The sequence below is a fragment of the Aeromonas sp. 603607 genome (assembly GCF_049171595.1).
Lineage (GTDB): Bacteria > Pseudomonadota > Gammaproteobacteria > Enterobacterales > Aeromonadaceae > Aeromonas > Aeromonas veronii.
In genome coordinates, this window is sequence record NZ_JAAKOV010000019.1 from 18,649 (window position 1) to 45,244 (window position 26,596).

Genomic DNA, 26,596 nt, shown 5'->3' on the forward strand with positions numbered 1-26,596 from the left:
CAAAGGCGCCACTGGCGCCTTTGCCATCTCTGTCATCGGTGTTGGCCCCTGGTGGTCAACTCAAGGATTGCTTATGACCTCTCCGACCTACAATCAGGCCCTGCTCGAGATGGCCACCCAGAGTCTGGCCGAACTGGCCCGTACCGCCGAGCAAAAGGCGGGCAAGCGCACTCCGGCCCAAGAGAGCCACTTTCTCTGCACCTGGATGGCCGACTCCCTCAAGGAGAAGCGCTTCTCCCGTCTGGTGATGGAAGATTTGAAAGCTTGGGTGCAGCTTGGCCGCACTCTGGGTGCGGGCGCCGATCTCAAGGGATTGCTGGAGCGAATCGCCTTCCAATACCAGTGCGCCATGACCAATCCGCAGCAATTGGGAGCCAAGCTGGCTGCCCTGCTGGAGGAGCTCTCAGCGGCAGGCTGGCTGGTGCTGACCGAGAGCGAGGTGAACGCCAAGCTGCGCCTGCAATCGGGCGGTCAGGCGAGTCTGGTGGTAAGCCATAGCGAATATGAAGGCCATATCGAGGACGGTGAGCTTGTCAAACCCCTCACCCTCTATGTGCGCGGTGACGAGAAGGTGCTGGCCGAGGCGGCCTTCAAGCACGGCCTGCTGCTGAGCCAGGGCAACAAGAAAGCCACCCTGGTCAAACACCACAAAGCCTACCGGCTGATGCCGGACAACGCCCAACCGGCGCTGGCACTGCTGAGCGAGGCTCGCCAGAGCGCCTGAGCCCGCCTGTCTTCAGCAATAAAAACGGCAGACCCTTGAGCAGGATCTGCCGTTTTTTATTGTTCGATGTTTGGTGATGAGGTTGAGTAGTCGTTTAGCGGATCTTGATGCCAATCTGGCCCGCGTCACACCACTCGAACATCACCTCCTCGCTCTTGCCGCAGCAACTGCCACCACAGATACGGCTTTCACGCTTGATGACCCGCCCCTTGCGCATCCAGACGCCGAGCATGGCCTCCACCGCATCTTCCGAGGTGTGGAAGTGGCGAGCCAGATCACGCCGGCTCACCTTCTGCTGCGCGGCGAGGTAATCCCCCAGCTCGCGCAGGATCATAAGGTCACCACCTTGCGGGCAACGATGTCACCGTGACGGCGACCGGCCCACCAGAGCAGTACCAGAGAGAGGCCATAGCTGACGATCCAGAACAGGCTCTGCTCCGGGTGAGCGGCGAAGGTCGCGACCTGATAGAAGAGGGTGGCGCACATAAAGGCCATATAGTTGCACCATACCGCCGTCATCAGCGCCCACTGGCGACCGGTTTCCCGCACCAGCGCGCCCATGGCTGCGGCGCAAGGCATGTAGAGCAACACGAACAGCAAGTAGGAGAAGGCACCGGCCGCCCCGTCGAAGTGGGTCTGCATATTGCCGTAGGTGGAGACATCCACCTCCTGCGCCTCGGCGGCAGCTTTCTGGTCGTCGAGGTTGCCAACATCAAGCCCCATGGGGTCGCTCGGGTTGATCTCCGCCAGATTGGCCGCCACGGTATCGATCGCTTCGTGGAAACTGGCCACCAGCGAGAACTCGCTCGCCTCCTCTTCATCTGCGCCACCACCGGCGTAGAGGCTGTTGAGGGTACCGACCACCGCCTCTTTGGCGAAGATACCGGTGACGATACCGACCGTAGCCTGCCAGTTGTCATCGCGCACACCGATGGGGTGCAGCACCGGGGTCACCGCCTGGCTGATCTTGCTCAGGACCGAGCTCTCCTGCTCCTGATGGCCAAAGCTGCCATCGGTACCCAGGGAGTTAAGCACGCTCAGCACGGCAACCACCAGCACGATGGTTTTACCGGCGCCAAAGACGAAGGATTTGAGCTTCTGCCAGGTCTTGATGGCAACGTTGACAGGACGCGGCCACTCGTAATCCGGCATCTCCATCACCATGGAGTCGCTCTTGCCCGGCAGCAGGGTATTGCGCAGCAGCAGGCCAGTGAGCACCGCCACCAGAATACCGATGAGGTAGAGACCGAACACCAGGTTCTGGCCTGATTCAGGGAAGAAGGCCACCGCAAACAGGGCGTAAACCGGCAGACGGGCACCGCACGACATGAAGGGGGCCATGGCGGAGGTCATCAGCCGCTCCCGCTCGGAGTTGAGGGTACGGGTCGCCATCACCGAGGGGACGGTACAGCCAAAGCCCATCAGCATCGGCACGAACGCCTTGCCCGGCAGGCCGAGGCGGCGCATCAGGGCATCTACCACGAAGGCGGCGCGGGCCAGATAGCCGGAGCTCTCCAGTACCGCGAGGAACAGATAGAGGCAACCAATCACCGGAATAAAGGTGGCCACGGTCTGCAAACCAACCCCGAAGCCGTCAGCCAGAATGGCGCCCAACCATTCGGGGGCATTGATTAGCCCCAGCAGGTGGTGCACCCCATCGACAAACAGGGCGCCGCCCATGATGTCGAAGAAGTCGATAAAGGCGCTGCCCACCTTGATGGCGAACATGAACATCAGGTACATGACAAACAGGAAGAAGGGGATGCCAATCCAGCGATTGAGCAGCACCCGATCCAGCCACTCACTCTGGGCCTCGGTGAGCTTGCCCTTCTGCTGGCGAGCCTGTTGTACCCACTGGTGGATATGTCCGTAGCGGATATCTGCCAGTTGCAGGTCGATATCCTGCCCTTGATGAGCGCGAGCTACCACATTGGCGGCGGCCGCCTGCTGACCGGGCAGCAGAGTCTCCTGCATCACCGCATCCTCTTCCAGCAGGCGCAGGGCGCGGCCACGGGTAGTGAGGTGATGCGGGGCGAGCAGGGTCTCCAGCTCCGCCAGATCGGTTTCAAGCTCTTGGCCGTAATCGAGTTGCAAGGCTGTTTGCGGCTGACCGATAAACTGCCGGATCTGCTGCTTGAAGGCGGCAACCTGCTTGCTGTTGTGGGCAGAGAGGGCCACTACAGGGCAACCGAGGGATTTGCCGAGCTTGCTATCGTCGATGACGATGCGGCGCTTTTGCAGGATATCCAGCTTGTTGAGCACCACCACCATGGGCAGGCCCAGTTCGCGCAGTTGCAGCGTGAGGTAGAGGGAGCGCTCCAGATTGGCGGCGTCGATGACGTTGAGCAGCAGGTCGGGTTGTTGGCCCTGGGCAAAGCGGCTGGCGATCTGCTCGTCCAGACTGCCATCCTGACCCGCCAGGCTATAGATGCCGGGCAGATCCATCAGCTTGAAGTGATGCTCACCCGCGCTGAACTCACCCATCTTCTTGTCGACGGTGACGCCACTCCAGTTGCCTACCTGCTGGCGGGCGCCGGTCAGGGCGTTGAACAGGGAGGTCTTACCGCTATTGGGGTTACCTACCGTTACCAGGGAATAATTCATACCAGCTCTACCTCTATTTTCTTCTGAACCCGCCGCGTGCGAGTGGCAAGCTGCTTTGCAGGTTCGACTTCTTGTCTCTGAACCGCTCCCGGTGACTTTCTTGACCGAAGCGGTAGCCGAACAGGGGGTTATACCGGCTCGACTTCTATTTGCTGGGCCAGACTCTTTTGCATGGAGAGACAGATCCCCTGGCACTGGATCTGGAGCGGGTCCCCCAGGGGGGCGGAGCGCAGATAAATGACTTCAGTCTGGGGCAACAGGCCCATCACCATCAGTTTGCGGCGCAGCGGCCGGGCGAGCTGATTCATATTCTTGATGCGAGCACTCTGTCCCGGTGACAACTGCGTGAGTACCATGACTGACTCCTGAAGTTAAACAATAATAATTCTCTTTTACTTGGGGCATTATAAGCTGTGTCTTCAACTTTTATTTGAGTAAAATCAAACTCCGCTTAGCTAACCCATAAAGTAATGCCATGAATCACGACAACAACAGCCGCCTCGTTTACAGCACAGATGGCGGCATGATCAAGGAGCAGAGCGCTCCCCAATCCGCCTCCCCCTTCCCCACTGACGGCACCGTGCGCATTCGCCGCGAGACCAAAGGGCGCAAGGGCGCCGGGGTGATCACCATTCATGGCGTACCCGCCGATCAGCAAAAATCCCTGGCCACCCTGCTCAAGAAAAAGTGCGGCACCGGAGGCGGTATCAAGGAGGGAGTGATCGAGATCCAGGGGGATAAACGGGACCTGATCAAAACCGAGCTGGAGAAAGCCGGTTTCAGCGTCAAGCTGGTGGGTGGCTGATCCCCTTGTCACTCATGCGGTTTTTCCCTAGAATGCCCGCTCCCATCGAGGGGGAGTAGTCTCGCACGCCGGTGCCATCCATTTCATGAATACCGGTTTGCGACCCTGATCAACATACTTGGTGCCAAATCACCATGGTCAGGGTGATCCATGCCAGCCATGGATTTGACAAGACCTTTGACGGGCCAGTGCCAATACCGGGGACGGATGGCGCAGGCTTGTCTTTGGTTTATAACAATTCCGTCCCCCGGTCATTTTTATGGAAGCCTTGTTAACCTCAACCCTCAGCGTCGCTATTGCCGAGATCGGCGATAAAACCCAGCTGTTGGCGTTGCTGCTCATCTGCCGTTTTCGCAAGCCCTGGCCCATCATCGCCGGCATGCTGGCGGCTACCTTGCTCAACCATGCGGGCGCTGCCTGGATTGGTGAGTTCATCAGCCGCTGGCTCGATCCCAAGATAATGACCTGGCTGGTCGCCATCGCCTTTATCGCCATGGCTATCTGGATTTTGGTGCCGGACAAGGTGGATGACGAGGAGAGCTCGCTGGATAAATACGGCCCCTTTATGGCCACCTTCGTGCTCTTCTTCATCGCCGAGATTGGCGACAAGACCCAGATCGCCACCGTGCTGCTGGCCGCCAAATATGATTCGCTGGTACAGGTCATTACCGGCACCACCCTCGGCATGATGCTGGCCAACGTGCCGGTGGTGCTGATCGGCAAGCTGGGGGCAGACAAGCTGCCGCTCAAGGGGATCCGCATCGCCTGCGCCATCCTCTTCGTCGGCCTCGGGGTGAGCACTCTGATCTTTGCCTGATCGCCTTTTCCGCTGCTCAAGCCCTCCCCTGTGGAGGGCTTTTTTGTTTGCTGCTGTGTCTATTGCGTAATCCGCTGTCGCACCACCAGCCGTAGAGCTAAGGGGCAGTGCACGGTTGCGGGTGCCTCATGCCATAATGGGGCAAACCTCGTGGAGTCCCCCCATGCACAACGTATCAAGAGAGACGCTTCTCGAATGGGTCAAACAGGGACGGCTGGCGCCAGAGAAGCTGGTAGACGCCCTGACCCTCGCCGATCTTCCCCCCCATCCGGCGCGCTGGCAGTGGCTGTTTGACCGGCTGCTGCTCTGGCTCGGCGCCATCTGTATCGGGGCTGGCCTCATCTTCTTCGTCGCCTTCAACTGGCAGGAGCTGGGCCGGGTCTCCCGCCTCGCCCTGCTGGAGGCGCCGCTGCTCGCCATGCTGCTTCTGCTGTGGCGCAAACCGCTGGGGGATACCCCCCGTCAGGCGCTGCTGCTCGCTATCGCCCTCAATATCGGCGCCCTGCTGGCGCTGGTGGGTCAGACCTACCAGACCGGCGCCGATCCCTGGCAGCTGTTCGCCACCTGGGCGCTGATGCTGGTGCCGCTGGCGGTATTTGGCCAAAGCCCCCTGCTCTGGACCTTAAGCTGGCTGCTCGGTCAGCTGGCGCTGGTGCTCTACTGGCGGCTCGGTTTGTTCACGTTCTTTTTTACCTTCGATGAAGAGGGATTGGGCTGGTGCCTGACCCTGCTCAACGCCGCCCTCTGGGGTCTGCTTCTGCTGGCACCAAACCGCTGGCGCCTGATGCCAAGCTGGCTGGCGGGCCTTGCCGCCGGTCTGGGAGCCACCCTGCTCACCCTGCTGGCGCTGTTTGATGCCGCCTCCCCGCTGGTGTGGCCGCTCTGGCTTGGCTGGCTCGCCACCGCCTATGCCTTGTGGCATCACAGATTTATCGCCGGACTCGCCATGGGGAGCCTCAGTCTGATTGCCGTCATCCTCGCGGCGCTGGGCAAGTGGATGGAGCCCGACATCAACGGCTTCTTGCTGCTGAGCCTGATTGCCATCGGCCTTTCTGTCACCGCCGCCCGCTGGCTGCAACAACAACGGAGGTCTCATGAGTGATCTGACCCTTTGGCAAGCACTGCAACAGGCCAATCTGGTGGAAGGGGATCAGCCCCGTGATACCCAACCCCACTGGTCGAGCCGCTTTCTGCTCGGGCTGGTGGGCTGGATTGCCGCCCTGTTCCTGCTCTTTTTCCTGTTTCTCACCTTCGAGCAGCTGACCCGCGAGGCCAACAGTGCCCTGCTGCTCGGGGCCGTGCTGCTGGCGGGGGCCTACGCCCTCAATCGCAGCCAAAGCGGCGATCTCTGGGATCAGTTCGTGCTGGCCCTCACCCTGGCGGCTGATGCCTGGCTGCTCTATGGCCTGCTCGATCAGCTTGATCTTCATCACGCCCTGCTCTGGTTTGGGTTGTGCCTGCTCTCCCTTGCCATCGCCATGCTGTTCGATCACTGGCTGGTGCGGCTGTTTCACAGCGTGGCGGCGGCACTGCTGCTCACTCTTGGCCTCGCCTGCCTCGGGCTGCAACTGCTGGCCCTGCCGCTGGTGATGGCGGCCATCACCTTCTGCTGGCTGCGGGCAGATAGGGATCCAGAGCGCCACCAGCTCTACCACTCCATCACGCTGGGGCTGGCCCTCTCCCTGCTGGTGCTGGGCCGTCTGCACCATCCGCTGTGGGATGGCGGCAGCAGCGTGCTGGACGAACTGGGGCTGTCCCGCCTGCCGCTCTGGCTCAATCCCCTGCTCTGCGCCGCCCTGCTGCTGGCGGTGATGGTGAAGCTCAAGCTCCCTCTGCTGTTTGGCCTGCCGCTGGTGCTGATCAGCGCCGTTATCCCCGGCATGGGGGCAGGCGCACTGGTGCTGATCCTCGGGTTTTATGCCGGCAGTCTGGGGCTGATGACCCTCTCGGCCCTGCTGCTGCTCGGCTATGGCTCGCTCTATTACTACGATCTGGGGCTCACCCTGATGACCAAATCCTGGCTGCTGCTTGGCTCCGGCATCCTGCTGCTGGGGGCCCGCCAGCTGCTCACCACCTTCGCGGCAAGGAGCGATTCATGAAACCTGTGACCCGACAGCTCGCCCTGTTGCTGAGCGGCCTCGCCATCCTGGCGGGCATCAATGCCACAGTCTGGCGCTATGAGTACGCCATGAGCAGCGGCGAAGTGGTGCTGCTGCGGCTCGCTCCGGTCGATCCCCGCTCCCTGATGCAGGGGGATTACATGCGGCTCAACTATGAAATTGCCCGCGAGCTGACCAGCCGCGACGCCAGAGCTAATCAAGACAAGGGCAGCGACACCCTGGTGATCCGCCTCGATGCCCATCAGGTAGCCACTCTGGTGGTCGATGGCAAACCGGATCGACTCGCCAGCGATGAGCGGCTATTGCAGGTGCACCAGAGCGAGCGGCAGTGGCAGATTGGCCCCGATGCCTACTTCTTTGAAGAGGGCACGGGGGAGCAATACGAAACGGCCCGCTACGGCGAGTTCCGGCTGCAAGCGGATGGCAAGACCCTGCTGGTAGGGCTGCGGGATGAGGCCTACCAACCCATCGGGCAGATCCGCGCCCGCTGGTAACGGCAGTGAGTGGCTATTTACTCTGTTCATGGTCACACTCAAGGGAAGGTTGATCGCTAAGGATGTTCCCAATGAGGATATGGCTGATCTGTCATCTGTTGCTGCTCTGCTGGGCCTCGACGGCCCGGGCTGATCTGGGCAAGCTCGAGTACCTCACCGAAGAGTACCCCCCCTACAACTTCAGCGATCCGCAAGGCCAGCCCACCGGCCTTGCGGTCGATCTGCTGCAGATGATCTGGCAACACAGCGGCGTGACACCCCAGCCGGTGCGTATCCTGCCCTGGGCGCGAGGTTATTACTTGCTAACCCAGAAGCCCAACGTGGTGCTCTTCTCCACCGCCCGCACCCAGGCGCGGGAGGATCTCTTCAAGTGGGTCTGCCCCATCGGCTACTCGGAGTACATACTGCTCGGCCGCAAAGCGCAGAACATCACCCTGACCGCCTTCGATCAGATGAGCCAATACAAGATCAGCGCGGTGCGCTCGGATGCCGCCGAACAGCTGCTGCTCAACAACGGCATGGATGACAACAACATCATCCCGGCCAACCGCCTGTCGCAGGGGTTGAAGATGCTGCTCTCCGGCCGCGCCGACCTGCTCGCCACCAGCAAGCTGGCGGGATATGACGCCATTCGCGAACTGAAGCTGAGCAGCGACGACTTCAACGTGGCCATGGTGCTGAGCGCCGAGCAGCTCTGCTACGCCTTCAGCCGTCAAGTACCAGACAGCGAAATCACCCTCTTTCAGCAGGGCCTGACCCGCGCCCTCGCCTCGGAGGAGTTTCGCAAATTGCAGGCCAAATACCTGCCGGTGCGCTGACTCTCGGCTGCAGCTGGAATGGCCCCCTCAGTCGCACTATGGTTGCCCGTCAAGGAGCTGGCTATTGCGAACTCGAGCCGTCACACTGTTTGGCATCGTCGATATAGTGAAGGATCTCTTCCATGCGGACATGGCATCTCTCCCACATCCTACTCCTTCTGTGGGCCAGCTTTGCCCGTGCAGATCTGGACAAGCTCGAATACTGCACCGAAATCTCCCCGCCTTTTAACTTCAGTGACGCAGAGGGTCAGCCCACCGGCCTTGCCGTCGAACTGCTGCAGATGATCTGGCAATATAGTGACCTTTCTCCCCAACCAATACGCATTCTGCCGTGGGCCCGCGGCTACAAAGAACTAAGCAGCAAGCACAATGTGGTGCTGTTTGCCACCGCACGGACACCCGAACGGGAAGCGCTTTTCAAGTGGGCCTGCCCCATCGACAACTCGGACTTTGTGCTGCTTGGCCGCGCAGCTGACAAGCTGACCCTTGTCTCTGCCGAACAAATGAAACAATACAAGATTGCGGTGGTGCGCTCGACCGTATCGAGTCAGCTGTTGCAGGAGCGGGGTCTGGATGAAAGCAACCTTGTCGAGGCAAACCGTCTCAGCCAGGCGGCAAAAATGCTCGCCTCGGGCCGTACCCATCTCTTTGCTACCAACAAGCTGGTCGGCTATCAAACCCTCAAGGACCTCAACATGGATCTGAATGACTTCAATGTGGCCTTTGTGCTCGACAGCAAGCCACTCTGCTATGCCTTTAGCCGTCAGGTGCCAGACAGGGATATAAGCCGCTTTCAACAAGCTCTGGATCGTGCCCGGGCCTCCCCTCAATTTTCGCAACTGCAAGCCAAATACCTGCCACTGCGCCAGTCTCTCTGACCCTCGCAACACAGCACAACATGCCGGCGGCCTCCTGCACTTTTTGCCAAACTGCAAACCCGCCTTGGCGAAATCATCCGGCTTGGTCACAATTGAGCATAGGTATTCCCTTGAGCAGGATAGAGAAATGAAACCATGGATCGGGTTGGCCACACTGCTTGTTACCTCCTTTGCCAACGCCAGCCCCGAGCTGGCAAAGCTTCACTACATTACCGAAGAGTACAAACCCTACAACTACGCCGATGCCAGTGGCGCCCCCACCGGCCTCGCAGTCGAGCTGCTGCAACTGGTATGGAAAAAGACCAATACACCGGCGCAGCCCATCACCATCATGCCCTGGGCACGTGGTTACTACCTGCTGACCCAAAAACCCAATGCGGTGCTCTTCTCCACCGCCCGCACCCAGGCGCGGGATCCCCTGTTCAAGTGGGCCTGCCCCATCGGGTATGCCGAGATCGTGCTGGTGGGGCTGGCCGATCGCAATATCACCATCACCAAGCTCGACGATGCCAAGGCGTTCAATATCGGGGCGGTGCGGGCCGATGTGGGAGAGCAACTGCTGCTCAACAACGGCTTTGACGAGACCAAACTGATGGCCGCCAATCGGCTGGCACAGGCGCTCAAGATGCTCACCTCCGGCCGGGTCGATCTGGTCTCCACCAACAAGACCACCATGGAGCAGCTGATCGTCGAACAAAAACTCGATCCCGCCCGCTTCAAGGAGCAGTGGGTGCTGAGCTCGGAGCAGTTCTGCTTCGCCTTCAGCCATCCGGTAAGCGACGAACTGGTCAAAGAGTTCCAGACCGGCTTGACCCAGGTGCTGGCGAGCAGTGAATACCCGCTGCTGCACAGCAAATACTTCCCTGCCCCCGCCGCCAAATAGCGGCGCAGCGAAAAGCGCCAACAACAAGGGGTTCGCTGCGGGCCCCTTCGCTTTTTACCGTTTGCTCTCACCTGGCCACGTACCAGCACAGCAGCAGCCACCTTGTGAAGGGCGATAAGCTGTTCGATATCGAGCCCCACGACGGCGCCATTCACACCCGCCACTTGTCGCCCACCATCAACCGATCGGCCCGTTCGGCGCCACACAAGATCAGCGGCCTAACGTCGCAGTGCCGCCACGCAACCCAGCTGCTGGGAAGATCTGAAATATAGAAAATCAATTAGATAGCAACATGCCTCGCGGCATCCAGGCATCAATTGCTATCCGCATTCGGGTGTCTGTGCCGGGCATGAAAAAGGGGAGCCAGGCTCCCCTTGTGGCACTTGCGGCGTTAGAACTTGTAGAGCCAGGAGATAGCGGTGAAGTAACCGTTATAGTTCTGGTTAACATGACCCATGCTGTACTCCTCACCGGTGTAGAGGTAGTCCACATCGTGGTAGAACTCGTAGCGCATATCCCAGCGCAGTGACTGCTTCTCGTCGAGCTGATAGAGGGCATAGCCTTCCAGACGGTGTTGCTTGCTGGTCAGGTCGGGGTAGTCATAACCCTTGCTGGCATCTGTCTGGCCACGGCCATAGGAGAAGCTGTAATCCACCCCCAGTTCCAGCGCCAAATCAAACGCCTTCTTCTGGCTTAGACCCACTCCCAGAGTAGTGATTTGGTCACGAACCCGGGTCGAATAGGGATCCCAGTCCGGGGCACCTGTGTAGGCATGGTTCTGGCTTGAGGTGATCCACTGTACGTTGCTGAAGAGATGGCCACTGAGGTTCTCATCAAACTGCTGGTTAAGGGTCAGATCGATACCGTAATCCTCCCCTTCACTGAGTCCGATGTCGGGCTCTGGGTAGTTGGCCCGTGCCCACCACCCTTCCAGCGAGGAGCTTAACTGCTCGCTGAAGGCATACTGCAGATCGCCGCGCAGTTCGAACCTGTCACGATTGGCCAGATAGAACTGGCGCAAGGTCGGGCTGACATTGGGGTTGTTATTTTTCCACTCAGAGCCATCCCGGGTGCTCCAGGAGAGTTTGCCCCCCAGTTGCAGATCGCCCACCGGGCGATAGCGACTCTTGAGGAACAATGTCTGCTCATCCGTCTTGCGACGATCCGCGTACTCCCGTTCATCGGCACGATACTGGTAACCCCCGGTTACCTTGACCGATCGACTCAGGCGGTAATCCGCTTCCAGATTGGCTTTACTGTGAGAACGATCCCCCGGCTGCCGTTGTTTGCCAATAACAACCTGCTTGTCCGAGTTGTCCTGCCGATCCCGGTATTCGCCCCCGGCCCGCAGAGTCAAATCCCGGCCAAAACGCCCCACCCATTTGGCATTGGTCTGGATGGTATCGATCTCACCGTGGAAATCGCTCCGGGTGATCGGCACCTGCCGGAAGGCGGCTAGATTGCCATCCGACGTTGTTCGGCTGCTGAGAATGCGACCGCTCAGACTCTGCCTGTCCCAGTTGTACTGGCCGGACAAACTGACCTGATGGAAGCTGTTGTCGGGTTCGTAAGCCCGCTCATTGGCATAGGGGTCGCTGGCCGAACCGAAATAGAATGCGGTCTCCTCGTTGCGATAGAGTGAGCCGTTGTAGGCCAGATCAACCAGCCAGCCTTCACCCAGGTAGCTGATGCCACTCTTGACCAGGGTGGTACTGCTGCCATCGACCAGCTTGGGTACAAAGCCCGGCATGCTGCCTATCCCCGGGATGCTGGACTGATAAGTGGCCAGCGTTGCCTCTTTTTTCTCATAAGAGAAATCGGCATAAGGGCGCCATGGGCTCTTGGGGGTATAGGCAAGCCCCATGGTCAGCTTCTTGCGGACCACCTCCTTGTCAAATTCGGCCAGAGCGCCAGCCGTCATCGGTGTATCGTCAGGGCGATAGACGCTCTTGCCATGGCTGTTCCAGTAGAAGGGGGTTTCGGAGTAGCCAATTTTGGCGCGCGCGCCATCATAGTACCCTTGCTCCAGTGCCATGCTGAAACGGCGCATTCCGAGATCCCTGGCCTCGAGTGCCCCATAACGGGATCCCTCCCCCCGATACTGCAGGTCAGCGTTGAAGATCCCCAGCATGCCGGTATCGTTGACGGCGGGCACCCAGTTGCGAAAACGGGTCGCGCCATCATCGTTGATGTAGCCTGTGCCCAGCCCCACCTCACCAAACCAGCCACTCTCGCTTTCACAGGATGCACAGCGCCAGCGTGCGGTTTTGGCCTCCTTGGCCGATTGCAGAGAGTAATCCTCGACAGCCAGCGACTCCTCGGCGGCATGGGCCGAGAAGATGGTCAGCAAGGAGAGCCAAAGTGTTGATTGTTTCATGACATCTCTCCTCAACGTCGCAGGGACTGCCCATTCGGATGGTTGGTCCCGTGGATCTGGTTATGACAATTCAGGCAACTGCCGCCACGTACCTTGAGATCCCCCTCTGGGATGGACACGTTGGCATGGGGGGCGCTGTGACACTCCTGACACAGCTGGGGAACGCGCTTGTTGAGCAGCGCCTGATTGATGGAGCCGTGGGGGCTGTGACACAGGGAGCAATCCTCGGTCACCGGCTCGTGCTCCCACAGGAAGGGGCCCCGCTTCTCGGCATGGCACTCGTAGCAGCTCTCGTTGACGGTCGGCTGTTTCAGACTGGCCTCATTTTGTGACTGGTGCGGGTTGTGGCAACTGGAGCAGGGCATTTCGCCATTCAGGATGGGATGACTGGTGCGCTTGTGCAGATCCGATTTCTCTGCGGCATGGCAGCTGGCACAGGTCTCGACCTGTTTCTTGCTGTCCATCACCGGATCCTTGGCCTGGTGCAATGTGTGGCAGCTGGTACAGGAGAGATCCTCCACCGCATGAACACTGGCATGCCAGCCCATCCGGTTGGTATCGGTGTGACAGGAGAGACAGACGCTGTTCTGCTTCTCGACCGGCACAGGTGAATCGGGACCAAAGGTGATCATCGGCTCCCGTTTCTCTCCTTTGCGAGGATTGCGCGTGTGGTTACCTGCCGGACCATGACAAGCTTCACACTGCCGGTCGGCCATGGGGCCATTCTGGTTGCCCAGATTGCCGTGCACACTGTGGAATATGCCGGTCGCGGGTTTGCGTGAATCTGAATCGTGGCACTTGAGGCAGGTATCTGCTCCCTTCGGGGAGTATTTCCCCTGATCAAATTTCTTGTCCAGAGCCAATTCCACCCGGAGGCGCGGATCTGCATCGCCAGCGGGTTGCGCGGCATCGCTCCCGGCCCAGGCTGACAGGCAGCTCAGGGCCAGTATGCCAGCCAATAACCACTGCGAGATGGTCTTTTTCATCTTGTTTCCTTCAACGGCGAAGGGCCAGGGGTTACCCCCTGACCGCAGGATTTCATCAACGGAAGTCGTAGACCTTGTGAACCTTGTCGACCCCCTGCTCCTGCCCGACGGCATGGCAAGAGGCACACTGTTCAACACCGGTTGCGGCTTCGATCGTCTCTGCACCAAAGACGGCGCCGTTATTCTTCATGTGGGTAGCCCACTCATCCCCTGCCACCGGGCTATCCGGCTTGACCAACCCCAGCGGTGATTTGAGGTGACAGCTGGAGCAGACCACCAGCACCGGGCTGAAGTATTTGGGCTGTTTGTTGTCAGCCGTGGTGGCGACCAGAGAGGGGCGCGCGTTCTGCTGGTTGGGCAGGTTGTATTGCCCCTGGGTATGACAGGACTCGCAGTTGCCGATATCGCCCGGGAAGGTAGCACTTCCCCCATGTTTGGCGCCCAGCGCGTGGAAGGAGTGGACGTGATATTTCAGGTCCCCCGGAACCCCCGCATAGAACGAGGTACGGGTCGCGTTGTGGCAACTGGTGCACTGGCTCATATCCTTGGCCGCATGATTGCTCATGTGGACTGCCAGATCCTTGTGACAACTGTTGCAGGAAGCGAGATCGGCTCCGGCCTTGAGCAGATAGCTGCTGTCGATGCCCCCTTCGGCACGGAAGTAGGCGTTGACCGGATTGATGGCGATCAGGGAGAGTGCGCTGGCAGTGCCGCTGCAAGGCAGCAGATCCCCTGCGGCAAACGCCCCGTTGCGATCGGCTTTACGCGCCACACAGACTCTCAGATCGGCGATGGTCGCGGCCAGGGTGCCGTTGACCTCGTTGCCTGTCTCTTTGCTGCACAGGAAGCGACCTGTGCCCTGGCTGACACACTTGCTGAACTCGATCTTGTTGCCAGTGGCGAAAGTCTGCGGGTTGGTGGTGGCCAGCTCGAATCCCTGGCCCTGATCCCAATTGACCAGAATGGCCGGATTGCCATCTTTGACATATTTAAGCACGTCATTAACGCTCTCGGCCGGCGTACCGTCGACGGTGACGGTCAGTTCGATCTCGATATTGGGAGCGGCATAGCGAACGTCATCGAACGTGAACTGCAGCTTGTCGCGTCCAATCGCCTCGTTGGCCATGTAACCCAGGTGGACCATGTAGGGGGACTTGCTGCTGGCCGGATCAGCGCCATGGCACTGGGTGCAGACTGCGCCACTGTTTATCTTGCCAGTGATGTGAGCATCAAAACCTGTGGAGCTGGTTGAATCGGCATGACAGGCACCACACGCTTTTTCCTGGGCCTGTTGCCAGTTACCGGCATTGAGGGTGGCTGGCGTGGCGTCCTTGTGACAGGTATCGCAGTTGCGCGAGTCTTGCGGGAAGTGGCTGACCGTCTTGGTATCCGTACTATCCAGATTGCCATGGTACTTGTGCACTATGGTCGTCAGAGAGCGGCGGGTAGCAATGGCCGGATTGCTCTCGTTGTGACAGGTGACACAGAGTTTGGGGTCAGCGCGATCCACGTGTTTGATCGCTTGCTTCATGTGACAACTGTTACAACTGCTCTGATCCACGATATCCCGGGTCAAAGCGGCGCGCGTCCCAGCCGGCACCCAGTCCAGCACATAGTTGGTGACGGGGACATTGTTACTGCCACCAAAAAAGATACCCACACGATGAGTCGCCGTTTCATCCCAACTAATCACGCCATTGTTGCTCTGTGAATCAGCAGGATAGGGATCCGACACGGTGGTGGGGTTAATAGCAAAGGTGTAGCGATATTGCCCATTGCCCAGTGACTCCAGCTTGCCGCTGTTTTCACTGGTGGCTTTGCCGGAACGGTAGATAAAACTCTTCCAGATGGCCGGGTCTTCACGTGTGGCATCGCGGCCGGGGATCACCTTGTTGAGGGTGAATGAGGGGATCGTAGCGCCCAGGTCGTAACCCGAGCCCTGTTTGTCCGTCACGTTGAACTGTACCGAGAGCTGACCATCCGGGGTGAGAACCGGTGTCGACGCCGAGATAATCAGAGATCCAGGGGTTCCTGGAGGAGGGGTGGGTGGCTCACTCTTGTCACTGCCATCCCCCCCGCCACCACAGGCCGAGAGGGTGAGCACCATTGCAGCTGCCACCAGCGCTTTCCAGTATTTCATCTTGTTTATCCTTTTTTATCGGATTTTTTATTTCATGTATGAGCTGTGTCAGAAAAGTCCCAAAAACATGCAACATTGAAGCCTTTTGAGCCCCGCTTTGGTCAAAAACCATTTCCATCCGAATTATAAGGTTTATGTGGCTCTCGACGTTGACAGAAGTCTCAAAAGCGGGACTAAGCCCACTTTTTCGAATAAAAAAACGGTATAAGCTGTCTTTTGCGATTTTTATGTCAAAAGGAGTGCAAAATGAAGCGAAGCATGAAATGGAAAGTGGTGGGGTTATCTCTGTTGATTGGTTCAATTGGGCCAGCCTTTGCCGGGGTCGACGAGATGGCCAAAACATGTAACGCATGTCACGGTAATCAGGGGATCAGCTCACATACAAATATTCCGACAATCGCCGGAATAGCAGAATCTAATCTTGCGGAGCAGATGCGAAGTTACCTGGATGGCCGCCCTGCTAAGACCGTTAATCATGTCACCGGTGACACCAGCAAACAGGGAAACATGACCGACATTGTTAAGGGTCTTAGCGACGATCAGATCGACGAATTGGCAGCTTACTATGCCGAACTGCCCTACCAGCCGATGAAGCAGCCGTTCGATGCCGCACTGGCCAAAGCCGGGCAAAAACTGCATGAAGAGTCTGGTTGCAAGAAGTGTCACTCCGAAGGTGGCTCCGTTGCCGACGATGAAGCCTCCATCCTCTCCGGTCAGCCAAAAGGTTACATACTGATGGCCCTGCAAGAGTTCAAGGCCGGCAAGCGCAGCAATGACGAGAAGATGAATAACGCCATCATTGCCATGAGTGATGCCGATCTCCAGGCGTTGGCCGAGTACTACGCCAGCCAGCAATAACCAAAGCGGTCAGGTTTATCCATTGATCAAGCCCCCACTCTGTCGTGGGTGGGGGACTCTTGCCCGTTTCTGGCATTTTGGGAGGTATTTGTCGCTCTTTTTCTTGTCAGGGGGTGGATAACGCCGCTGAACCTCTTTGATCCGGAGTCCAGTATGAAAAAAATAATGCAGTGGGCCTTGCTTGCCACGATCTGTCTGGGTGCAAGCGAGTTTGCCCTCGCAGCGACCGCCGTCGAACCAGCGTCTGCTGCCGTCAGCACTGTGGCCGATAGCAGTGCCGCCGATGCACTGGCCGCACGCCAGGCCAAAGCCGCGAAGAAAGCCGCAGCCGAGAAAAAAGCGGCCGCCCGTTTCGCCAAGTGTGACAAGTGCCACGACGGAAACGAGGGGATGCATGGCAAGCATGCCAGCGTCACCAACCCCAATACCAATGAAGCGGTGACCTGTACCAACTGTCACGGCAACCCGTCAGCCCAGCACCGCAAACAGCGTGGCGGCATTGTCGACGTGATGCGCTTTGGCGACGATGCCTTCCCGCTCAGCCAGCAAAACGGCGTCTGCATGAGCTGCCATGAGCCCGATGATCTGCGCAAGGCGCTGTGGGCTCACGACGTGCATGCGACTCGCGTGACCTGCACCAGCTGCCATCAGTTGCACCCGGCCAAAGAGCCCATGGTCGGCATCCCCGAGAAGGCCCGCATCAAGCTGTGCGTCGACTGCCACAGCAAGCAGCATGAGGCCAGGCAGCAAGCCGCGGCCAAGGAGGGCGCATGAGCACGACCCGTCGCGAGTTTATGGTGGGGATGAGTGCCAGCGCCTTGATCCTGATGACGGGGTCGCCCCGCGCCCTGGCCAACAGCATGACCATCGGGGGGGGGCGCTACGGCATGATCCACGATGAGACAGCCTGCATCGGTTGTACCGCCTGCATGGATGCCTGCCGGGAAGTCAATCAGGTGCCACAAGGGGTAGCCCGCCTGCAGATCCTGCGCTCCGGCCCTGTGGGTGAATATCCGGATCAGGAGTACCGGTTTTTCCGCAAGTCCTGCCAGCACTGTGATAACGCCCCCTGTGTGCATGTCTGCCCGACGGGTGCATCCCATATCCGGGCCGAGGATGGCATCGTCGACATTAACCCCGATCTCTGTGTCGGCTGCCGCTACTGTCTGGCGGCCTGCCCTTATCAGGTACGCTTTATCAACCCGGTCACCCGCATTGCCGACAAGTGCGACTTTTGCCGCAAAACCAATCTGGCCAACGGCAAGCAACCCGCCTGTGTCGAAGCCTGCCCTACCAAGGCGCTGGTGTTCGGCAATCTGGATGATCCTCACAGCCCGATCGCCAGACGGCTGGTGCATGAAACCACCTATCGCTACAAACAGTTCCTCGGCACCTCGCCCAAGATGTATCGGGTACCGAAAGGGGAGGTAAAATCATGAGTCCTCATAACCCGCATCATGACGGTATCCCTCTGCAGATGGTGAGTAGCGAAACGGGAGGTATGTACCATGTGGCATAACGCATTTCACTTCGACTCACTGGTCTGGGATGGTCCCATCGCCATCTACCTCTTTCTGCTGGGGATCTCCGCCGGTTCAGTCACCCTCTCGGTGCTGTTGCGCCAGCGCGGGGCCGGCAGCGAGAGCGGCATCATCAGGGCGACCGCCATTCTGGCCCCGCTCAGCGTGATACAGGGGCTGCTGATCCTCATCTTCCACCTGGCGCGACCCTGGACTTTCTGGAAGCTGATGTTCCACTATCAGTTCGATTCCGTGATGTCGATGGGGGTCATGCTGTTTCAGGTCTATATGACGGTGTTGTTTGCCTGGCTGGCGGTGGTCTTCAGAGCCGAGATCGAGGGGTTGCGGCGGCACCTGCTGGCGGATAGGTTCGCCTTCATCGATACCCTGATAGGCAAGATGGCACAGATCGAGCGACTGCTTACTCCCCTGCTGTTGTTGCTGGCCGTACTGCTGGGGGCCTATACCGGCTTCCTGCTCTCGGCGCTCAAGACCTACCCCATGCTCAACAACCCGATCCTGCCGGCGCTGTTTCTGGTATCCGGTATCAGCTCGGGGGTCGCCTCCACCATCTTGCTGGCGGTGACTCTGTTCAAGGAGAGCGGCCATAGCAAGGGGGTGAGCTTTGTGCACCGCTTCGAGCGTCCCATCGTGGCTATCGAGATCTTCTTGCTGGTCTGCTTCTTCACCGGCCTCTACTTCGGTGGCGGCCAGCGGGAGGCAGCGATGTGGGCGGCCATAGGCGGCGGCTTCTGGTCGCAGGTCTTCTGGTTTGGCGTGATTGGCATAGGCATCCTGCTTCCCCAACTGTTGGGGCTGTTCAGCTCGCCAGCTCGCCAGCACCAGCACTCCCACCTGGTGCTGGTCTGCAGCCTGAGCCTGGTGGGGATCTTGCTGCTGCGCTACTTCATCCTCTATGCCGGTCAGATGACGGTGCTGTAACATTGCTGCGTGGATGGGCCAGAGATGTGTTTAGTCCTTACACAGGCTTACACATTTTCGGCTCGTTCTTCTCCACGCAGACTCCCCAACCTTCTCGGCATCCACCATGGGGCCAAAGGCCGGATAAACAACAAGCGCCCAGCCGGGCGCTTGTTGTGGTTATCGTGATGACCGGATTCAGGGTGTTGGGCAGGCGCTTGGCGAGCCACTGTTGCGGGGCCAGAGGGTGGATCCGTCGCTTTCAGAGAGCGGCAGGAATGTGACGCCTTCGCTCATGTTGGCTGGGGGCAGGTCATCCTCCAGCACATACATCCCCATCGGCAGGCTGCCATAACGCTGGTTGGCCTGCACCTGAGCGACCGCGAGGCTTGAGTAACGCAGGCCGAGCAGATCGAAATGATTGCGCCAGTCCCAACCGGTGAGCCGACTGAGTGCAACCAGCATAAAGTCATTGCCCGGTATGTCGCGCACCCGTTTGCCGCCATAGACCGCATGCCCCGAGTAGGGGAACAGGCTAAAGCCGAGCCTATCCTTGCTGGCATTCCACTGCACTTCACTGTCGGCTGCCGCGCCGAAGATCCGTGAATGCTGATAGAGCAGGGTGAAGAGAGTGAAGCCATCGTTCAGCCGGGTGCCATCAGTCAGGATCATACCGTGGGCGCGCAATGCCATCTGGATATAAAACGCCATGCGATAGCCGTTGTGGACGGCGTAGGCATTGCTCTTCCAGGGGGCTTCGTAGCGACTCTCGCCGGTATCGAGCACCTTGCAGTTGGCCCCGAGCACGAGGCGGTTGCCACTCCTGTCCCTTACCTGCGCCGCATCAGACATGAACACATAGAAGAGATCCTTGTGATTCATGTGCCCATCCTTGATGGGCGCCGTGTTGCCATCCCTCAGATAATGGGCGCGCCACTTCACCACATAAGGGAAGATGTTGTTGGAGTTTTCCCCCGCCCGGCTCCCGTAGCCACTCCAGTTGTCGGCATCGCCTGCCGCAGCGTACTGCACGTTCAACCGGTTGGTCTGCAGGTTGTGGCCCAGCTCGTGATTGTCGAGCCAGCCGGTCGGGCTGATGCTGCCGGAAGAGTCCCACGGGTTGCCGCTGCAACCGCTGCCGCAATGGGCATTCTGGTCATAGTTGGCATGCTGGATGATGGTGCGGGTATGGAGCGATTCATCGAGACACCCCTCCCCCAACAGTGCCACGCAGGCGTTTTTAACATCCGCAGGCAGCGACTCATCGAGCCCCTTGCCCTGAATTTTCAGGCCCGCCAGGGTGTAGACACCATTGATGTGATCCCGGGCGATGCTGTCGAGCAGGGCATTGGTGTCGGGGATGACGCCACCCACCGCCTTGGTGAAGCGATCCCGGCGCAGATGCTGTTCGGCGCCATCGGCCCGCAGATCGATATGGGGCAGCTCGGTTTGTTCCAGCCGCTCGTTGAACTCTCGTATCTGCTGCTCATCACTGAAATCCATGATGGCCGGATGACGGGTGACGCCCGTGGCGCTCACCTGGACGGCCAGCGATGCAGCCGCCCCTTCCAGATAGAGGTAGATAGGGCCGCCATAGGGCGAGGTGAAGGTGACACTGCCCCCCTTGGCCAAGATCAGCCGCCCGGTGGCCAGCTCCAGCGGGGCTCGATAGATCTTCTGCTCATAGGCGCGATTGGTATTGGGCCTGTGGTAGTTGAGTCGGACGGTAGCGGACACATCGGCGTTATCGGTGCGTCTCAGGGTGATGGTTTGTCCCGGCAGGGCATACCAGCCGGTGGTGGTCCACTGCCCGCTGTAGGGAACCGCAATGCGCCGACTGTCGGTGAGCGTTGCGGGATAGGCGTAGTGAGCCGCTTGTCCCTTCACCACCTTGTTGCGATCGGTGACGTACTCCCCCAGATCGGGCTGGGCCGGGGTACGGGTGCGGGCATAGCTCACCAGCCAGTCGGCAAACATCGCCTGCTGCCAGGATTGATGCTCATCCCAGGCAATCGGGTAGTCGATGGCGGCACGGTATTTGTCGGCCAGCAGCAGGGTGGCGGGCAACAGTGTCACGCCGTCACGGGCAAAGGGACTGATCCCGGCCTTGTCGAGGGTGATGGCCCCATTTCTCAGCCAGTCGGCACCCAGCTTGAACTGCTGGTTGAAGCTCTCCGAGCCACCGCAATTGATAAAGTTGCCGCCGCAGCTATCGAGCCACTGGGTAGTGAAGTTGCGATCCAGAAGGTTGCCAAGCAGGGTATCGACCGCCATCAGCTGGGCGTCGGGTGCCATGATGGTGTTCACTGCCAGATCGCTGGCTCTGAGTTTTGACCAGTAGTTGCCCCAGGTAACCAGCCCCATATCGAGATAGAGGGGGCTTAGCAGCGGGCTGGCATCGCGCCGATAGTTGGAGAGCAGCAGCGGGATCCCGGCCGCTTTGGCCTTGGCAATCCCCTGTGCGATCCCCTGATACCCCAGCCCCTGGCGGTCGATATCGCTGATCACGATAAGCTCCGGCGCCATGGTATCGATGCAGTCACTCAACGCCTGATAATCGCAGGTATTGGCCGGGTTGATGCTGTGCTTGTCGGGATAGATCGCCTTGAGCCAGTCCCGCACGCCTTCGTTATGGGGAAAATACCAGCTATCGGTGCGGCTTGGCATCTGGGCGGTGAGGATGCGCAGGCCATCGCTATCCTTGCCCCGGGTCAGCCAGCCAATCAGCCCCTTGAGCAGCGCCTCGCTCTGCGCTGTGCGGTCAACGGAAAACAGGTTCGCCCCCATGGCTGCCTGACGGTAATCGGCTTGCTCTGAGACCATCACCAGCCCCCGGATCTCGCTCTCCCCCTTGCCATTGATGTTGGAGGGGAGCAGGGTCACCGTGCTCTCCGGTTGGAAGCTGGAAAAGGTGATGGAGTCGTGGCTCGGGTTCCAGCTGATCTGTGCCATTCCGTGATAGAGGCTGCGAACCAGCTCAGTGCGGTGCGTCTCACTGTCGGCAATCGCCGCACGGGCATGGGCGATCAGGGATTGCTCGCTGGCAAGGGTATGATCTTCCCGGGCAATCGCATTGGCGGCATCGCTGATAAAGCGAGCCGAGATCTGACAATCGGCGCGCATGGGTGCTGTGGTATAGGTGTTGCCCGTCAGTGTGCCCTCACACCCAGCGATCTGCGCCAGCACGAAGCCACTCTCGGGCTGCACGGTGAAACGGCCCTGTTCACCGGCGTTCAGACGCAGGGCGTCGGGGCTGAGTGCGCCCCCCTGAGAAGCTTGGGTGGTGGCGTTGAAATAGACGGCGGCACTCTCCTGCGTGAAGCTGGCCGAGATCTGGCAATCGCTGCTCATGGGGCCAGTGGTATAGGTGAGGCCGTCCAGGGTGCCATCACATCCGCTTATCCCGGTCAGGAGGTAACCGCTGTCAGCCTGTACCGAGAAGCTCCCCTGTTCACCCGCCGCCAACCGCAGGCTGGTGGGGTTCAACTGTCCGCCCGCGCTGCTCTGGCTGGATGCCTCGAAATAGTTGGGGGTGACAGGGGGGCGGATAGGGGTCTCTTCCTGTTCGCCATCACCGCCGCCACAGCCTGTGATCAACAGCGCCAGTAAGGGAGTGAGAACCGTCTTTTTCATTGTCTGATACGTTCCTTGTGTTACGACGGGTAGGGGAGTCGGTAGTCTAATGAGCTGCCTTGCTTATTTCAACGCTGATTGAATGGTCATTTTGCTTTATTTTCAGCATCTTGGATGTTTTTTTGGCCGGCTTTTGCCGTATTTGGTGTTGCTGGTGCAGCAGAACCGATAGGGATGGGGCGAGCCCCCCATCAGCACAGGCCATACCAGCCTGAGCTCACCGTAATGAGTCGCTTCACCGGGTTAACAGGGGATGCTGGGCCGCAGGTTTTGCCTGCAACCCTCGCAGGGGGGATGTCAGAGGGATGGATGAGCGGCGGGGTCGATCGTTGCCAGCGCCCGCATCTCCAGCTGCTGCTCGCCGGGGCGACAGACCAGCACCGAGCCTTGCTCGAACCAGTCCCCCAGCACGATACGCCGCGCGGGGTGGCCATCGAGGATGAAGTCGTGGATGGCGGGTCTGTGGGTGTGGCCGTGGATCATCATCCGGCAGTCGTGGGCGCGCAGGGTGTCGTCCACCGCCGCGGGCGTTACATCCATGATGATCTGGCTCTTGTGGGCATTTTCCATCTGGCTTTGGCCGCGCATCTTGCAGGCGATGGCCTGACGGCGGGCAAGCGGCAGCCGTAAAAAGAGCCAGCGCAGCCATTTCAGCTGGGTGATGCGGCGAAACTTCTGATACCCCTCATCCAGGGTGCAGAGCAGATCGCCGTGGCTGAGCACTACCCGCTCCCCATAGAGGTCGATGACGCAGGGGTCACCCAGCAATGTCATCCCCGCGCGCTTGGCAAACTGCTGCCCCAGCAGAAAGTCACGGTTGCCGTGGATAAAGTAGATGGGCACGTTCTGCTGGCTCAGGGCCAAGAAGGCATCGGCCATCTGTTGATGGAGCGGATTGGGGTCATCATCGCCAACCCAGAATTCGAAGAGATCCCCCAGCACATAGAGGGCATCGGCGCCGGGGGCGTCGTGCTCGAGAAAGCGCACCAGTGCCGCGGTCATATCGGGCCGCTGGGCAGAGAGGTGAATGTCACTGATAAAGAGGGTGCTCATGATGTGGGGGTCGGGCTCTCGGTCGAAACAGGGCAAACAGGGGTGGCAGAGGTAGTAGACACAACAGGGGACGAATAGTGCGCTGCGGGCGCCATCGCGCCAGTTGAGGTATGGATATCGTCACGGGATGGCGGCTGCCATGCCAGCTCGGCAAGATTGCGTCCCTCCAGCGTCAGCAGCGCTTCATAAGGATCTCCCGCCAGCCCAAGCAACCGGCACATGGCCGCCTCCCCTTTTAGTCCCTCTTCAAGGCGCAGACGTAGCACGTCCCGGTAGAAGGCATCACCAAAACGCTCTAGCAGGGCCGCCATCAAGGTGAGGTGGCGCCAGCCGTTCTGCATCTCGATGGGAGCTGGGGTGACATAGAGCTCCAGCGGCCAGCTGGTGGTGCGGTTATCACAACCGTTATCGGCACTACTATCGGCAAAGTGCTGGTCGAGGCAGGAAAAGGTGCGCTCCAGCAGCCAGATATTGTCGCTCTTGTGGCTCGCCAGCCAACCTTGAGCTTCGAGCGTCGCGGCAAACTCGGCGGGATCAGCATGCTGGCAGAGAATATCGAGATCGCTGCCGGGCCGATCGAGGCCGATGGCCAGCGTGCTCACCAGCGCCAGATCGGCGCACTGCGCTGCCAGCTCATCCCACACACCGGCGGTGAGCAGGACATGGGCCGAGCGCTGGCGCGGGTTTCCGTGGGCCAGATAGTCGAGGCGGCGCCAGTTTGGGCTGGCAGTGGAGGAGGCAGATGGAAAAACTGCGGCCGGGGCCGCAGTTTTGTCAGTGCCGAGTCGGCAGAGATCAGTCAGCAAGGGTCACCTTGGTGATCACCACGTCTTCTACCGGCACGTCCTGGTGGATGCGGCCGTAGTTACCGGTCTTGACGCCCTTGATCTTGTTGACCACGTCCATACCGGCAGTCACTTCACCGAATACGCAGTAGCCGAAACCCTGGGTGGTAGCGGATTTGAAGTCGAGGAAGTCGTTGTTGTTCACGTTGATGAAGAACTGGGCGCTGGCAGAGTGCGGCTCCATGGTGCGGGCCATGGCGATGGTGCCGATCTTGTTGGAGAGACCGTTGGCCGCTTCGTTCTTGATGGGAGCGCGAGTGTCTTTCTCTTCAAAGCCCGGGGCATAGCCGCCGCCCTGGATCATGAAGCCGTCGATGACGCGGTGGAAAATGGTGTTGTCGTAGTGACCGTCACGGCAGTATTGCAGGAAGTTGGCCACGGTTTCCGGGGCTTTTTCAGCGTTCAGGGTGAGGGTGATGTCGCCGTGATTGGTGTGCAGAGTGACCATGATATGTCCTTTCATTTGATGCGGACGACGAAGTGCCCGCAGGTGTATGGCATAAAGTGGTGGCAATTCTAGCCCATCAGGGGCTGGCGGCATAGTCTCTCTGGCGCCGTAACCGTGCTGGCTGGCGGGATTGGCCACGTTTTCTGCCTCGTTTTCTGCCCCTGAACGGGGTATTATGACCAACCATTTTACTCACAGGCAGTGGTTAGAAGATGCTGAAGATATACAACACACTCACTCGTCAAAAAGAAGAATTCAAACCTATCCACCCGGGCAAGGTGGGCATGTATGTGTGTGGTGTCACCATCTACGATCACTGTCATATCGGCCACGGCCGCACCTTCGTCGCCTTTGATGTGGTGGCTCGCTACCTGCGTTACGCCGGTTACGACCTCACCTACGTGCGCAACATCACCGACGTGGATGACAAGATCATCAAGCGTGCCGCCGAGACCCAAGTGACCTGCGACGAGCTGACCGAGCGTCTGATCGGCGACATGCACGCCGATTTCGACGCCCTCGGCATGGTGCGCCCGGATATCGAACCGCGCGCCACCCAGCACATCGAAGAGATCATCGAGCTGGTGCAATCCCTGCTGGAAAAAGAGCACGCCTACGTGGCGGATAACGGCGATGTGATGTTTATCGTCGAATCCTACGCCGACTACGGCAAGCTCTCCGGGCAGGATCTGGAGCAGCTGCAAGCCGGTGCCCGCGTTGACGTGGTCGATGCCAAGCGCAACCCGCTCGACTTCGTGCTGTGGAAGATGTCCAAGCCGGGCGAACCGACCTGGGAAAGCCCCTGGGGCCCGGGCCGTCCTGGCTGGCACATCGAGTGCTCCGCCATGAACTCCAAGCACCTTGGCAACCACTTCGACATCCACGGCGGTGGCTCCGATCTGCAGTTCCCGCACCACGAGAACGAGATCGCCCAATCCTGCTGCGCCCACGGTGGCGACTACGTCAACACCTGGATGCACAGCGGCATGGTGATGGTGGATAAAGAGAAGATGTCCAAATCCCTTGGCAACTTCTTCACCATCCGCGATGTGCTGGCTCACTACGACGCCGAAACCGTCCGTTACTTCCTGATGTCTGGCCACTACCGCAGCCAGCTCAACTACTCGGAAGATAACTTGAAGCAAGCCCGCGCCGCGCTGGAGCGGATGTACACCGCCCTGCGCGATCTGCCGGTGGCCGCTGCTGCCGGTGGTGACGAGCAGGTGGCGCGCTTCAAGGAAGCGATGGACGACGACTTCAACACCCCGGAAGCCTACTCCGCCCTGTTCGATCTGGTGCGCGAGATCAACCGCCAGAAGGGTGAAGACATGGCCGTTGCCGCCGCGCTGGGCGCCCGTCTGCGCGAGCTGGGCGCCGTGCTCGGCATCCTGCAGCAAGATCCCGAGGCCTTCCTCAAGGGTGACGAAGCGGATGAAGAGGTTGCCGAAATCGAGCGCCTGATCGCCGAGCGCAATCAGGCCCGTGCCGACAAGAACTGGGCCGCTGCCGATGCCGCCCGCAACCGTCTCACCGAAATGGGCATCGTGCTGGAAGACAGCGCCGGCAAGACCAGCTGGCGCCGTGCCTAAGGGCTGCCGGTTGACGACCTGACGCAGAGCGCAGCCCTTGGGCTGCGCTCTTTTTTTTCAGGGCCCGGCGCGTTGTTCAAGGT

The 26,596-nt window shown here is 59.6% G+C and carries 24 protein-coding genes; 14 read left to right on the forward strand and 10 right to left on the reverse strand.

The window, feature by feature from the left end:
- The first annotated feature begins 73 nt into the window (after nucleotides 1-73).
- On the forward strand, nucleotides 74-724 hold the full coding sequence (locus G5315_RS16945; protein WP_100646143.1) for a DUF2913 family protein: 651 nt from the start codon (nucleotides 74-76) through the stop codon (nucleotides 722-724).
- A 94-nt stretch (nucleotides 725-818) separates the two neighbouring features.
- On the opposite strand, the gene G5315_RS16950 is transcribed toward G5315_RS16945, so the two are convergent.
- The 3 genes from G5315_RS16950 to G5315_RS16960 form a co-directional block, all read right to left on the reverse strand.
- Nucleotides 819-1,058: a FeoC-like transcriptional regulator gene (locus G5315_RS16950; protein WP_064339967.1), complete on the reverse strand. Its 240-nt coding sequence runs from the start codon at nucleotides 1,056-1,058 to the stop codon at nucleotides 819-821.
- Nucleotides 1,055-3,328, reverse strand: a complete 2,274-nt coding sequence (feoB, locus tag G5315_RS16955; protein ID WP_421333501.1) for a Fe(2+) transporter permease subunit FeoB — start codon at nucleotides 3,326-3,328, stop codon at nucleotides 1,055-1,057. The genes G5315_RS16950 and feoB overlap by 4 nt, the downstream gene beginning before the upstream one ends.
- Before the next feature lie 128 nt (nucleotides 3,329-3,456).
- Nucleotides 3,457-3,684 carry a FeoA family protein gene (locus tag G5315_RS16960; RefSeq protein ID WP_005337384.1) on the reverse strand — a complete coding sequence of 76 codons (228 nt, stop codon included), beginning with the start codon at nucleotides 3,682-3,684 and terminating at the stop codon, nucleotides 3,457-3,459.
- Between the two features lie 119 nt (nucleotides 3,685-3,803).
- On the opposite strand from G5315_RS16960, the gene G5315_RS16965 reads away from it, so the two are divergent.
- From G5315_RS16965 to G5315_RS17000, 8 genes are all read left to right on the forward strand, one after another.
- Nucleotides 3,804-4,133, forward strand: coding sequence for a translation initiation factor (locus G5315_RS16965; protein WP_139428489.1), 330 nt, complete (start codon nucleotides 3,804-3,806; stop codon nucleotides 4,131-4,133).
- A gap of 259 nt (nucleotides 4,134-4,392) precedes the next feature.
- Nucleotides 4,393-4,950: a TMEM165/GDT1 family protein gene (locus G5315_RS16970; RefSeq protein ID WP_421258514.1), complete on the forward strand. Its 558-nt coding sequence runs from the start codon at nucleotides 4,393-4,395 to the stop codon at nucleotides 4,948-4,950.
- A 163-nt stretch (nucleotides 4,951-5,113) separates the two neighbouring features.
- Entirely contained in the window at nucleotides 5,114-6,052 is a 939-nt protein-coding gene (locus G5315_RS16975; RefSeq protein WP_421333503.1) for a DUF2157 domain-containing protein, read from the forward strand.
- Nucleotides 6,045-7,049, forward strand: coding sequence for a DUF4401 domain-containing protein (locus G5315_RS16980; RefSeq protein ID WP_421333505.1), 1,005 nt, complete (start codon nucleotides 6,045-6,047; stop codon nucleotides 7,047-7,049). The genes G5315_RS16975 and G5315_RS16980 overlap by 8 nt, the downstream gene beginning before the upstream one ends.
- Nucleotides 7,046-7,564: a GDYXXLXY domain-containing protein gene (locus G5315_RS16985; protein ID WP_421333507.1), complete on the forward strand. Its 519-nt coding sequence runs from the start codon at nucleotides 7,046-7,048 to the stop codon at nucleotides 7,562-7,564. The genes G5315_RS16980 and G5315_RS16985 overlap by 4 nt, the downstream gene beginning before the upstream one ends.
- Nucleotides 7,565-7,635: 71 nt before the next feature.
- Nucleotides 7,636-8,382, forward strand: coding sequence for a substrate-binding periplasmic protein (locus tag G5315_RS16990; protein WP_005359739.1), 747 nt, complete (start codon nucleotides 7,636-7,638; stop codon nucleotides 8,380-8,382).
- 122 nt (nucleotides 8,383-8,504) lie between these two features.
- Nucleotides 8,505-9,260 carry a substrate-binding periplasmic protein gene (locus tag G5315_RS16995; protein WP_421252354.1) on the forward strand — a complete coding sequence of 252 codons (756 nt, stop codon included), beginning with the start codon at nucleotides 8,505-8,507 and terminating at the stop codon, nucleotides 9,258-9,260.
- Between the two features lie 127 nt (nucleotides 9,261-9,387).
- Nucleotides 9,388-10,143 (forward strand): substrate-binding periplasmic protein, encoded by a 756-nt coding sequence (locus G5315_RS17000; protein WP_421333509.1) that lies wholly within the window; start codon nucleotides 9,388-9,390, stop codon nucleotides 10,141-10,143.
- Nucleotides 10,144-10,534: 391 nt separating this feature from the next.
- Here the strand turns inward: G5315_RS17000 and G5315_RS17005 are convergent, their stop codons facing one another.
- From G5315_RS17005 to G5315_RS17015, 3 genes are read right to left on the reverse strand one after another with little or no spacing between them, the layout of a single operon-like run.
- Nucleotides 10,535-12,520, reverse strand: coding sequence for an MtrB/PioB family decaheme-associated outer membrane protein (locus tag G5315_RS17005; RefSeq protein ID WP_421333510.1), 1,986 nt, complete (start codon nucleotides 12,518-12,520; stop codon nucleotides 10,535-10,537).
- A gap of 11 nt (nucleotides 12,521-12,531) precedes the next feature.
- Nucleotides 12,532-13,506 carry a DmsE family decaheme c-type cytochrome gene (locus tag G5315_RS17010; RefSeq protein ID WP_421206407.1) on the reverse strand — a complete coding sequence of 325 codons (975 nt, stop codon included), beginning with the start codon at nucleotides 13,504-13,506 and terminating at the stop codon, nucleotides 12,532-12,534.
- A gap of 55 nt (nucleotides 13,507-13,561) precedes the next feature.
- Entirely contained in the window at nucleotides 13,562-15,646 is a 2,085-nt protein-coding gene (locus tag G5315_RS17015; protein ID WP_421206409.1) for an OmcA/MtrC family decaheme c-type cytochrome, read from the reverse strand.
- A 246-nt stretch (nucleotides 15,647-15,892) separates the two neighbouring features.
- Here G5315_RS17015 and pdsA point away from each other — a divergent pair, with 246 nt between their 5' ends.
- The 4 genes from pdsA (at nucleotide 15,893) to nrfD (ending at nucleotide 18,966) form a co-directional block, all read left to right on the forward strand.
- Nucleotides 15,893-16,504, forward strand: a complete 612-nt coding sequence (gene pdsA / locus G5315_RS17020; RefSeq protein WP_421206411.1) for a periplasmic diheme shuttle PdsA — start codon at nucleotides 15,893-15,895, stop codon at nucleotides 16,502-16,504.
- A gap of 153 nt (nucleotides 16,505-16,657) precedes the next feature.
- Nucleotides 16,658-17,278 carry a cytochrome c nitrite reductase pentaheme subunit gene (nrfB, locus tag G5315_RS17025; protein WP_005346804.1) on the forward strand — a complete coding sequence of 207 codons (621 nt, stop codon included), beginning with the start codon at nucleotides 16,658-16,660 and terminating at the stop codon, nucleotides 17,276-17,278.
- Nucleotides 17,275-17,943, forward strand: coding sequence for an Nrf-like electron transfer protein NetC (netC, locus tag G5315_RS17030; RefSeq protein WP_421206413.1), 669 nt, complete (start codon nucleotides 17,275-17,277; stop codon nucleotides 17,941-17,943). Before nrfB ends, netC begins: the two co-directional genes overlap by 4 nt.
- Nucleotides 17,944-18,012: 69 nt before the next feature.
- Nucleotides 18,013-18,966: a cytochrome c nitrite reductase subunit NrfD gene (gene nrfD, locus G5315_RS17035; protein ID WP_421333513.1), complete on the forward strand. Its 954-nt coding sequence runs from the start codon at nucleotides 18,013-18,015 to the stop codon at nucleotides 18,964-18,966.
- 177 nt (nucleotides 18,967-19,143) lie between these two features.
- Here the strand turns inward: nrfD and G5315_RS17040 are convergent, their stop codons facing one another.
- The 4 genes from G5315_RS17040 to G5315_RS17055 form a co-directional block, all read right to left on the reverse strand.
- Entirely contained in the window at nucleotides 19,144-22,578 is a 3,435-nt protein-coding gene (locus tag G5315_RS17040; protein ID WP_421333515.1) for an ImpA family metalloprotease, read from the reverse strand.
- A gap of 297 nt (nucleotides 22,579-22,875) precedes the next feature.
- Entirely contained in the window at nucleotides 22,876-23,631 is a 756-nt protein-coding gene (lpxH, locus tag G5315_RS17045) for a UDP-2,3-diacylglucosamine diphosphatase (RefSeq protein ID WP_421333516.1), read from the reverse strand.
- The gene (locus tag G5315_RS17050; protein ID WP_421333518.1) at nucleotides 23,628-24,437 is read right to left on the reverse strand and encodes a DUF4269 domain-containing protein; all 810 of its coding nucleotides are present in this window, start codon (nucleotides 24,435-24,437) and stop codon (nucleotides 23,628-23,630) included. The genes lpxH and G5315_RS17050 overlap by 4 nt, the downstream gene beginning before the upstream one ends.
- Nucleotides 24,427-24,924 carry a peptidylprolyl isomerase gene (locus tag G5315_RS17055; protein WP_005337417.1) on the reverse strand — a complete coding sequence of 166 codons (498 nt, stop codon included), beginning with the start codon at nucleotides 24,922-24,924 and terminating at the stop codon, nucleotides 24,427-24,429. Before G5315_RS17055 ends, G5315_RS17050 begins: the two co-directional genes overlap by 11 nt.
- A 212-nt stretch (nucleotides 24,925-25,136) precedes the next feature.
- Here G5315_RS17055 and cysS point away from each other — a divergent pair, with 212 nt between their 5' ends.
- Complete coding sequence (cysS, locus tag G5315_RS17060; protein WP_041208491.1) at nucleotides 25,137-26,513, forward strand: cysteine--tRNA ligase; 1,377 nt, start codon at nucleotides 25,137-25,139, stop codon at nucleotides 26,511-26,513.
- Nucleotides 26,514-26,596 lie beyond the last annotated feature (83 nt).

What these genes read in the sequence shown, in the direction of transcription:
- G5315_RS16945 (WP_100646143.1), top strand. Translation starts at nt 74, where the DNA reads ATGACCTCTCCGACCTACAATCAGGCCCTGCTCGAGATGGCCACCCAG.
- G5315_RS16950 (WP_064339967.1), bottom strand. Translation starts at nt 1,058, where the DNA reads ATGATCCTGCGCGAGCTGGGGGATTACCTCGCCGCGCAGCAGAAGGTG.
- feoB (WP_421333501.1), bottom strand. Translation starts at nt 3,328, where the DNA reads ATGAATTATTCCCTGGTAACGGTAGGTAACCCCAATAGCGGTAAGACC.
- G5315_RS16960 (WP_005337384.1), bottom strand. Translation starts at nt 3,684, where the DNA reads ATGGTACTCACGCAGTTGTCACCGGGACAGAGTGCTCGCATCAAGAAT.
- G5315_RS16965 (WP_139428489.1), top strand. Translation starts at nt 3,804, where the DNA reads ATGAATCACGACAACAACAGCCGCCTCGTTTACAGCACAGATGGCGGC.
- G5315_RS16970 (WP_421258514.1), top strand. Translation starts at nt 4,393, where the DNA reads ATGGAAGCCTTGTTAACCTCAACCCTCAGCGTCGCTATTGCCGAGATC.
- G5315_RS16975 (WP_421333503.1), top strand. Translation starts at nt 5,114, where the DNA reads ATGCACAACGTATCAAGAGAGACGCTTCTCGAATGGGTCAAACAGGGA.
- G5315_RS16980 (WP_421333505.1), top strand. Translation starts at nt 6,045, where the DNA reads ATGAGTGATCTGACCCTTTGGCAAGCACTGCAACAGGCCAATCTGGTG.
- G5315_RS16985 (WP_421333507.1), top strand. Translation starts at nt 7,046, where the DNA reads ATGAAACCTGTGACCCGACAGCTCGCCCTGTTGCTGAGCGGCCTCGCC.
- G5315_RS16990 (WP_005359739.1), top strand. Translation starts at nt 7,636, where the DNA reads ATGAGGATATGGCTGATCTGTCATCTGTTGCTGCTCTGCTGGGCCTCG.
- G5315_RS16995 (WP_421252354.1), top strand. Translation starts at nt 8,505, where the DNA reads ATGCGGACATGGCATCTCTCCCACATCCTACTCCTTCTGTGGGCCAGC.
- G5315_RS17000 (WP_421333509.1), top strand. Translation starts at nt 9,388, where the DNA reads ATGAAACCATGGATCGGGTTGGCCACACTGCTTGTTACCTCCTTTGCC.
- G5315_RS17005 (WP_421333510.1), bottom strand. Translation starts at nt 12,520, where the DNA reads ATGAAACAATCAACACTTTGGCTCTCCTTGCTGACCATCTTCTCGGCC.
- G5315_RS17010 (WP_421206407.1), bottom strand. Translation starts at nt 13,506, where the DNA reads ATGAAAAAGACCATCTCGCAGTGGTTATTGGCTGGCATACTGGCCCTG.
- G5315_RS17015 (WP_421206409.1), bottom strand. Translation starts at nt 15,646, where the DNA reads ATGAAATACTGGAAAGCGCTGGTGGCAGCTGCAATGGTGCTCACCCTC.
- pdsA (WP_421206411.1), top strand. Translation starts at nt 15,893, where the DNA reads ATGAAGCGAAGCATGAAATGGAAAGTGGTGGGGTTATCTCTGTTGATT.
- nrfB (WP_005346804.1), top strand. Translation starts at nt 16,658, where the DNA reads ATGAAAAAAATAATGCAGTGGGCCTTGCTTGCCACGATCTGTCTGGGT.
- netC (WP_421206413.1), top strand. Translation starts at nt 17,275, where the DNA reads ATGAGCACGACCCGTCGCGAGTTTATGGTGGGGATGAGTGCCAGCGCC.
- nrfD (WP_421333513.1), top strand. Translation starts at nt 18,013, where the DNA reads ATGTGGCATAACGCATTTCACTTCGACTCACTGGTCTGGGATGGTCCC.
- G5315_RS17040 (WP_421333515.1), bottom strand. Translation starts at nt 22,578, where the DNA reads ATGAAAAAGACGGTTCTCACTCCCTTACTGGCGCTGTTGATCACAGGC.
- lpxH (WP_421333516.1), bottom strand. Translation starts at nt 23,631, where the DNA reads ATGAGCACCCTCTTTATCAGTGACATTCACCTCTCTGCCCAGCGGCCC.
- G5315_RS17055 (WP_005337417.1), bottom strand. Translation starts at nt 24,924, where the DNA reads ATGGTCACTCTGCACACCAATCACGGCGACATCACCCTCACCCTGAAC.
- cysS (WP_041208491.1), top strand. Translation starts at nt 25,137, where the DNA reads ATGCTGAAGATATACAACACACTCACTCGTCAAAAAGAAGAATTCAAA.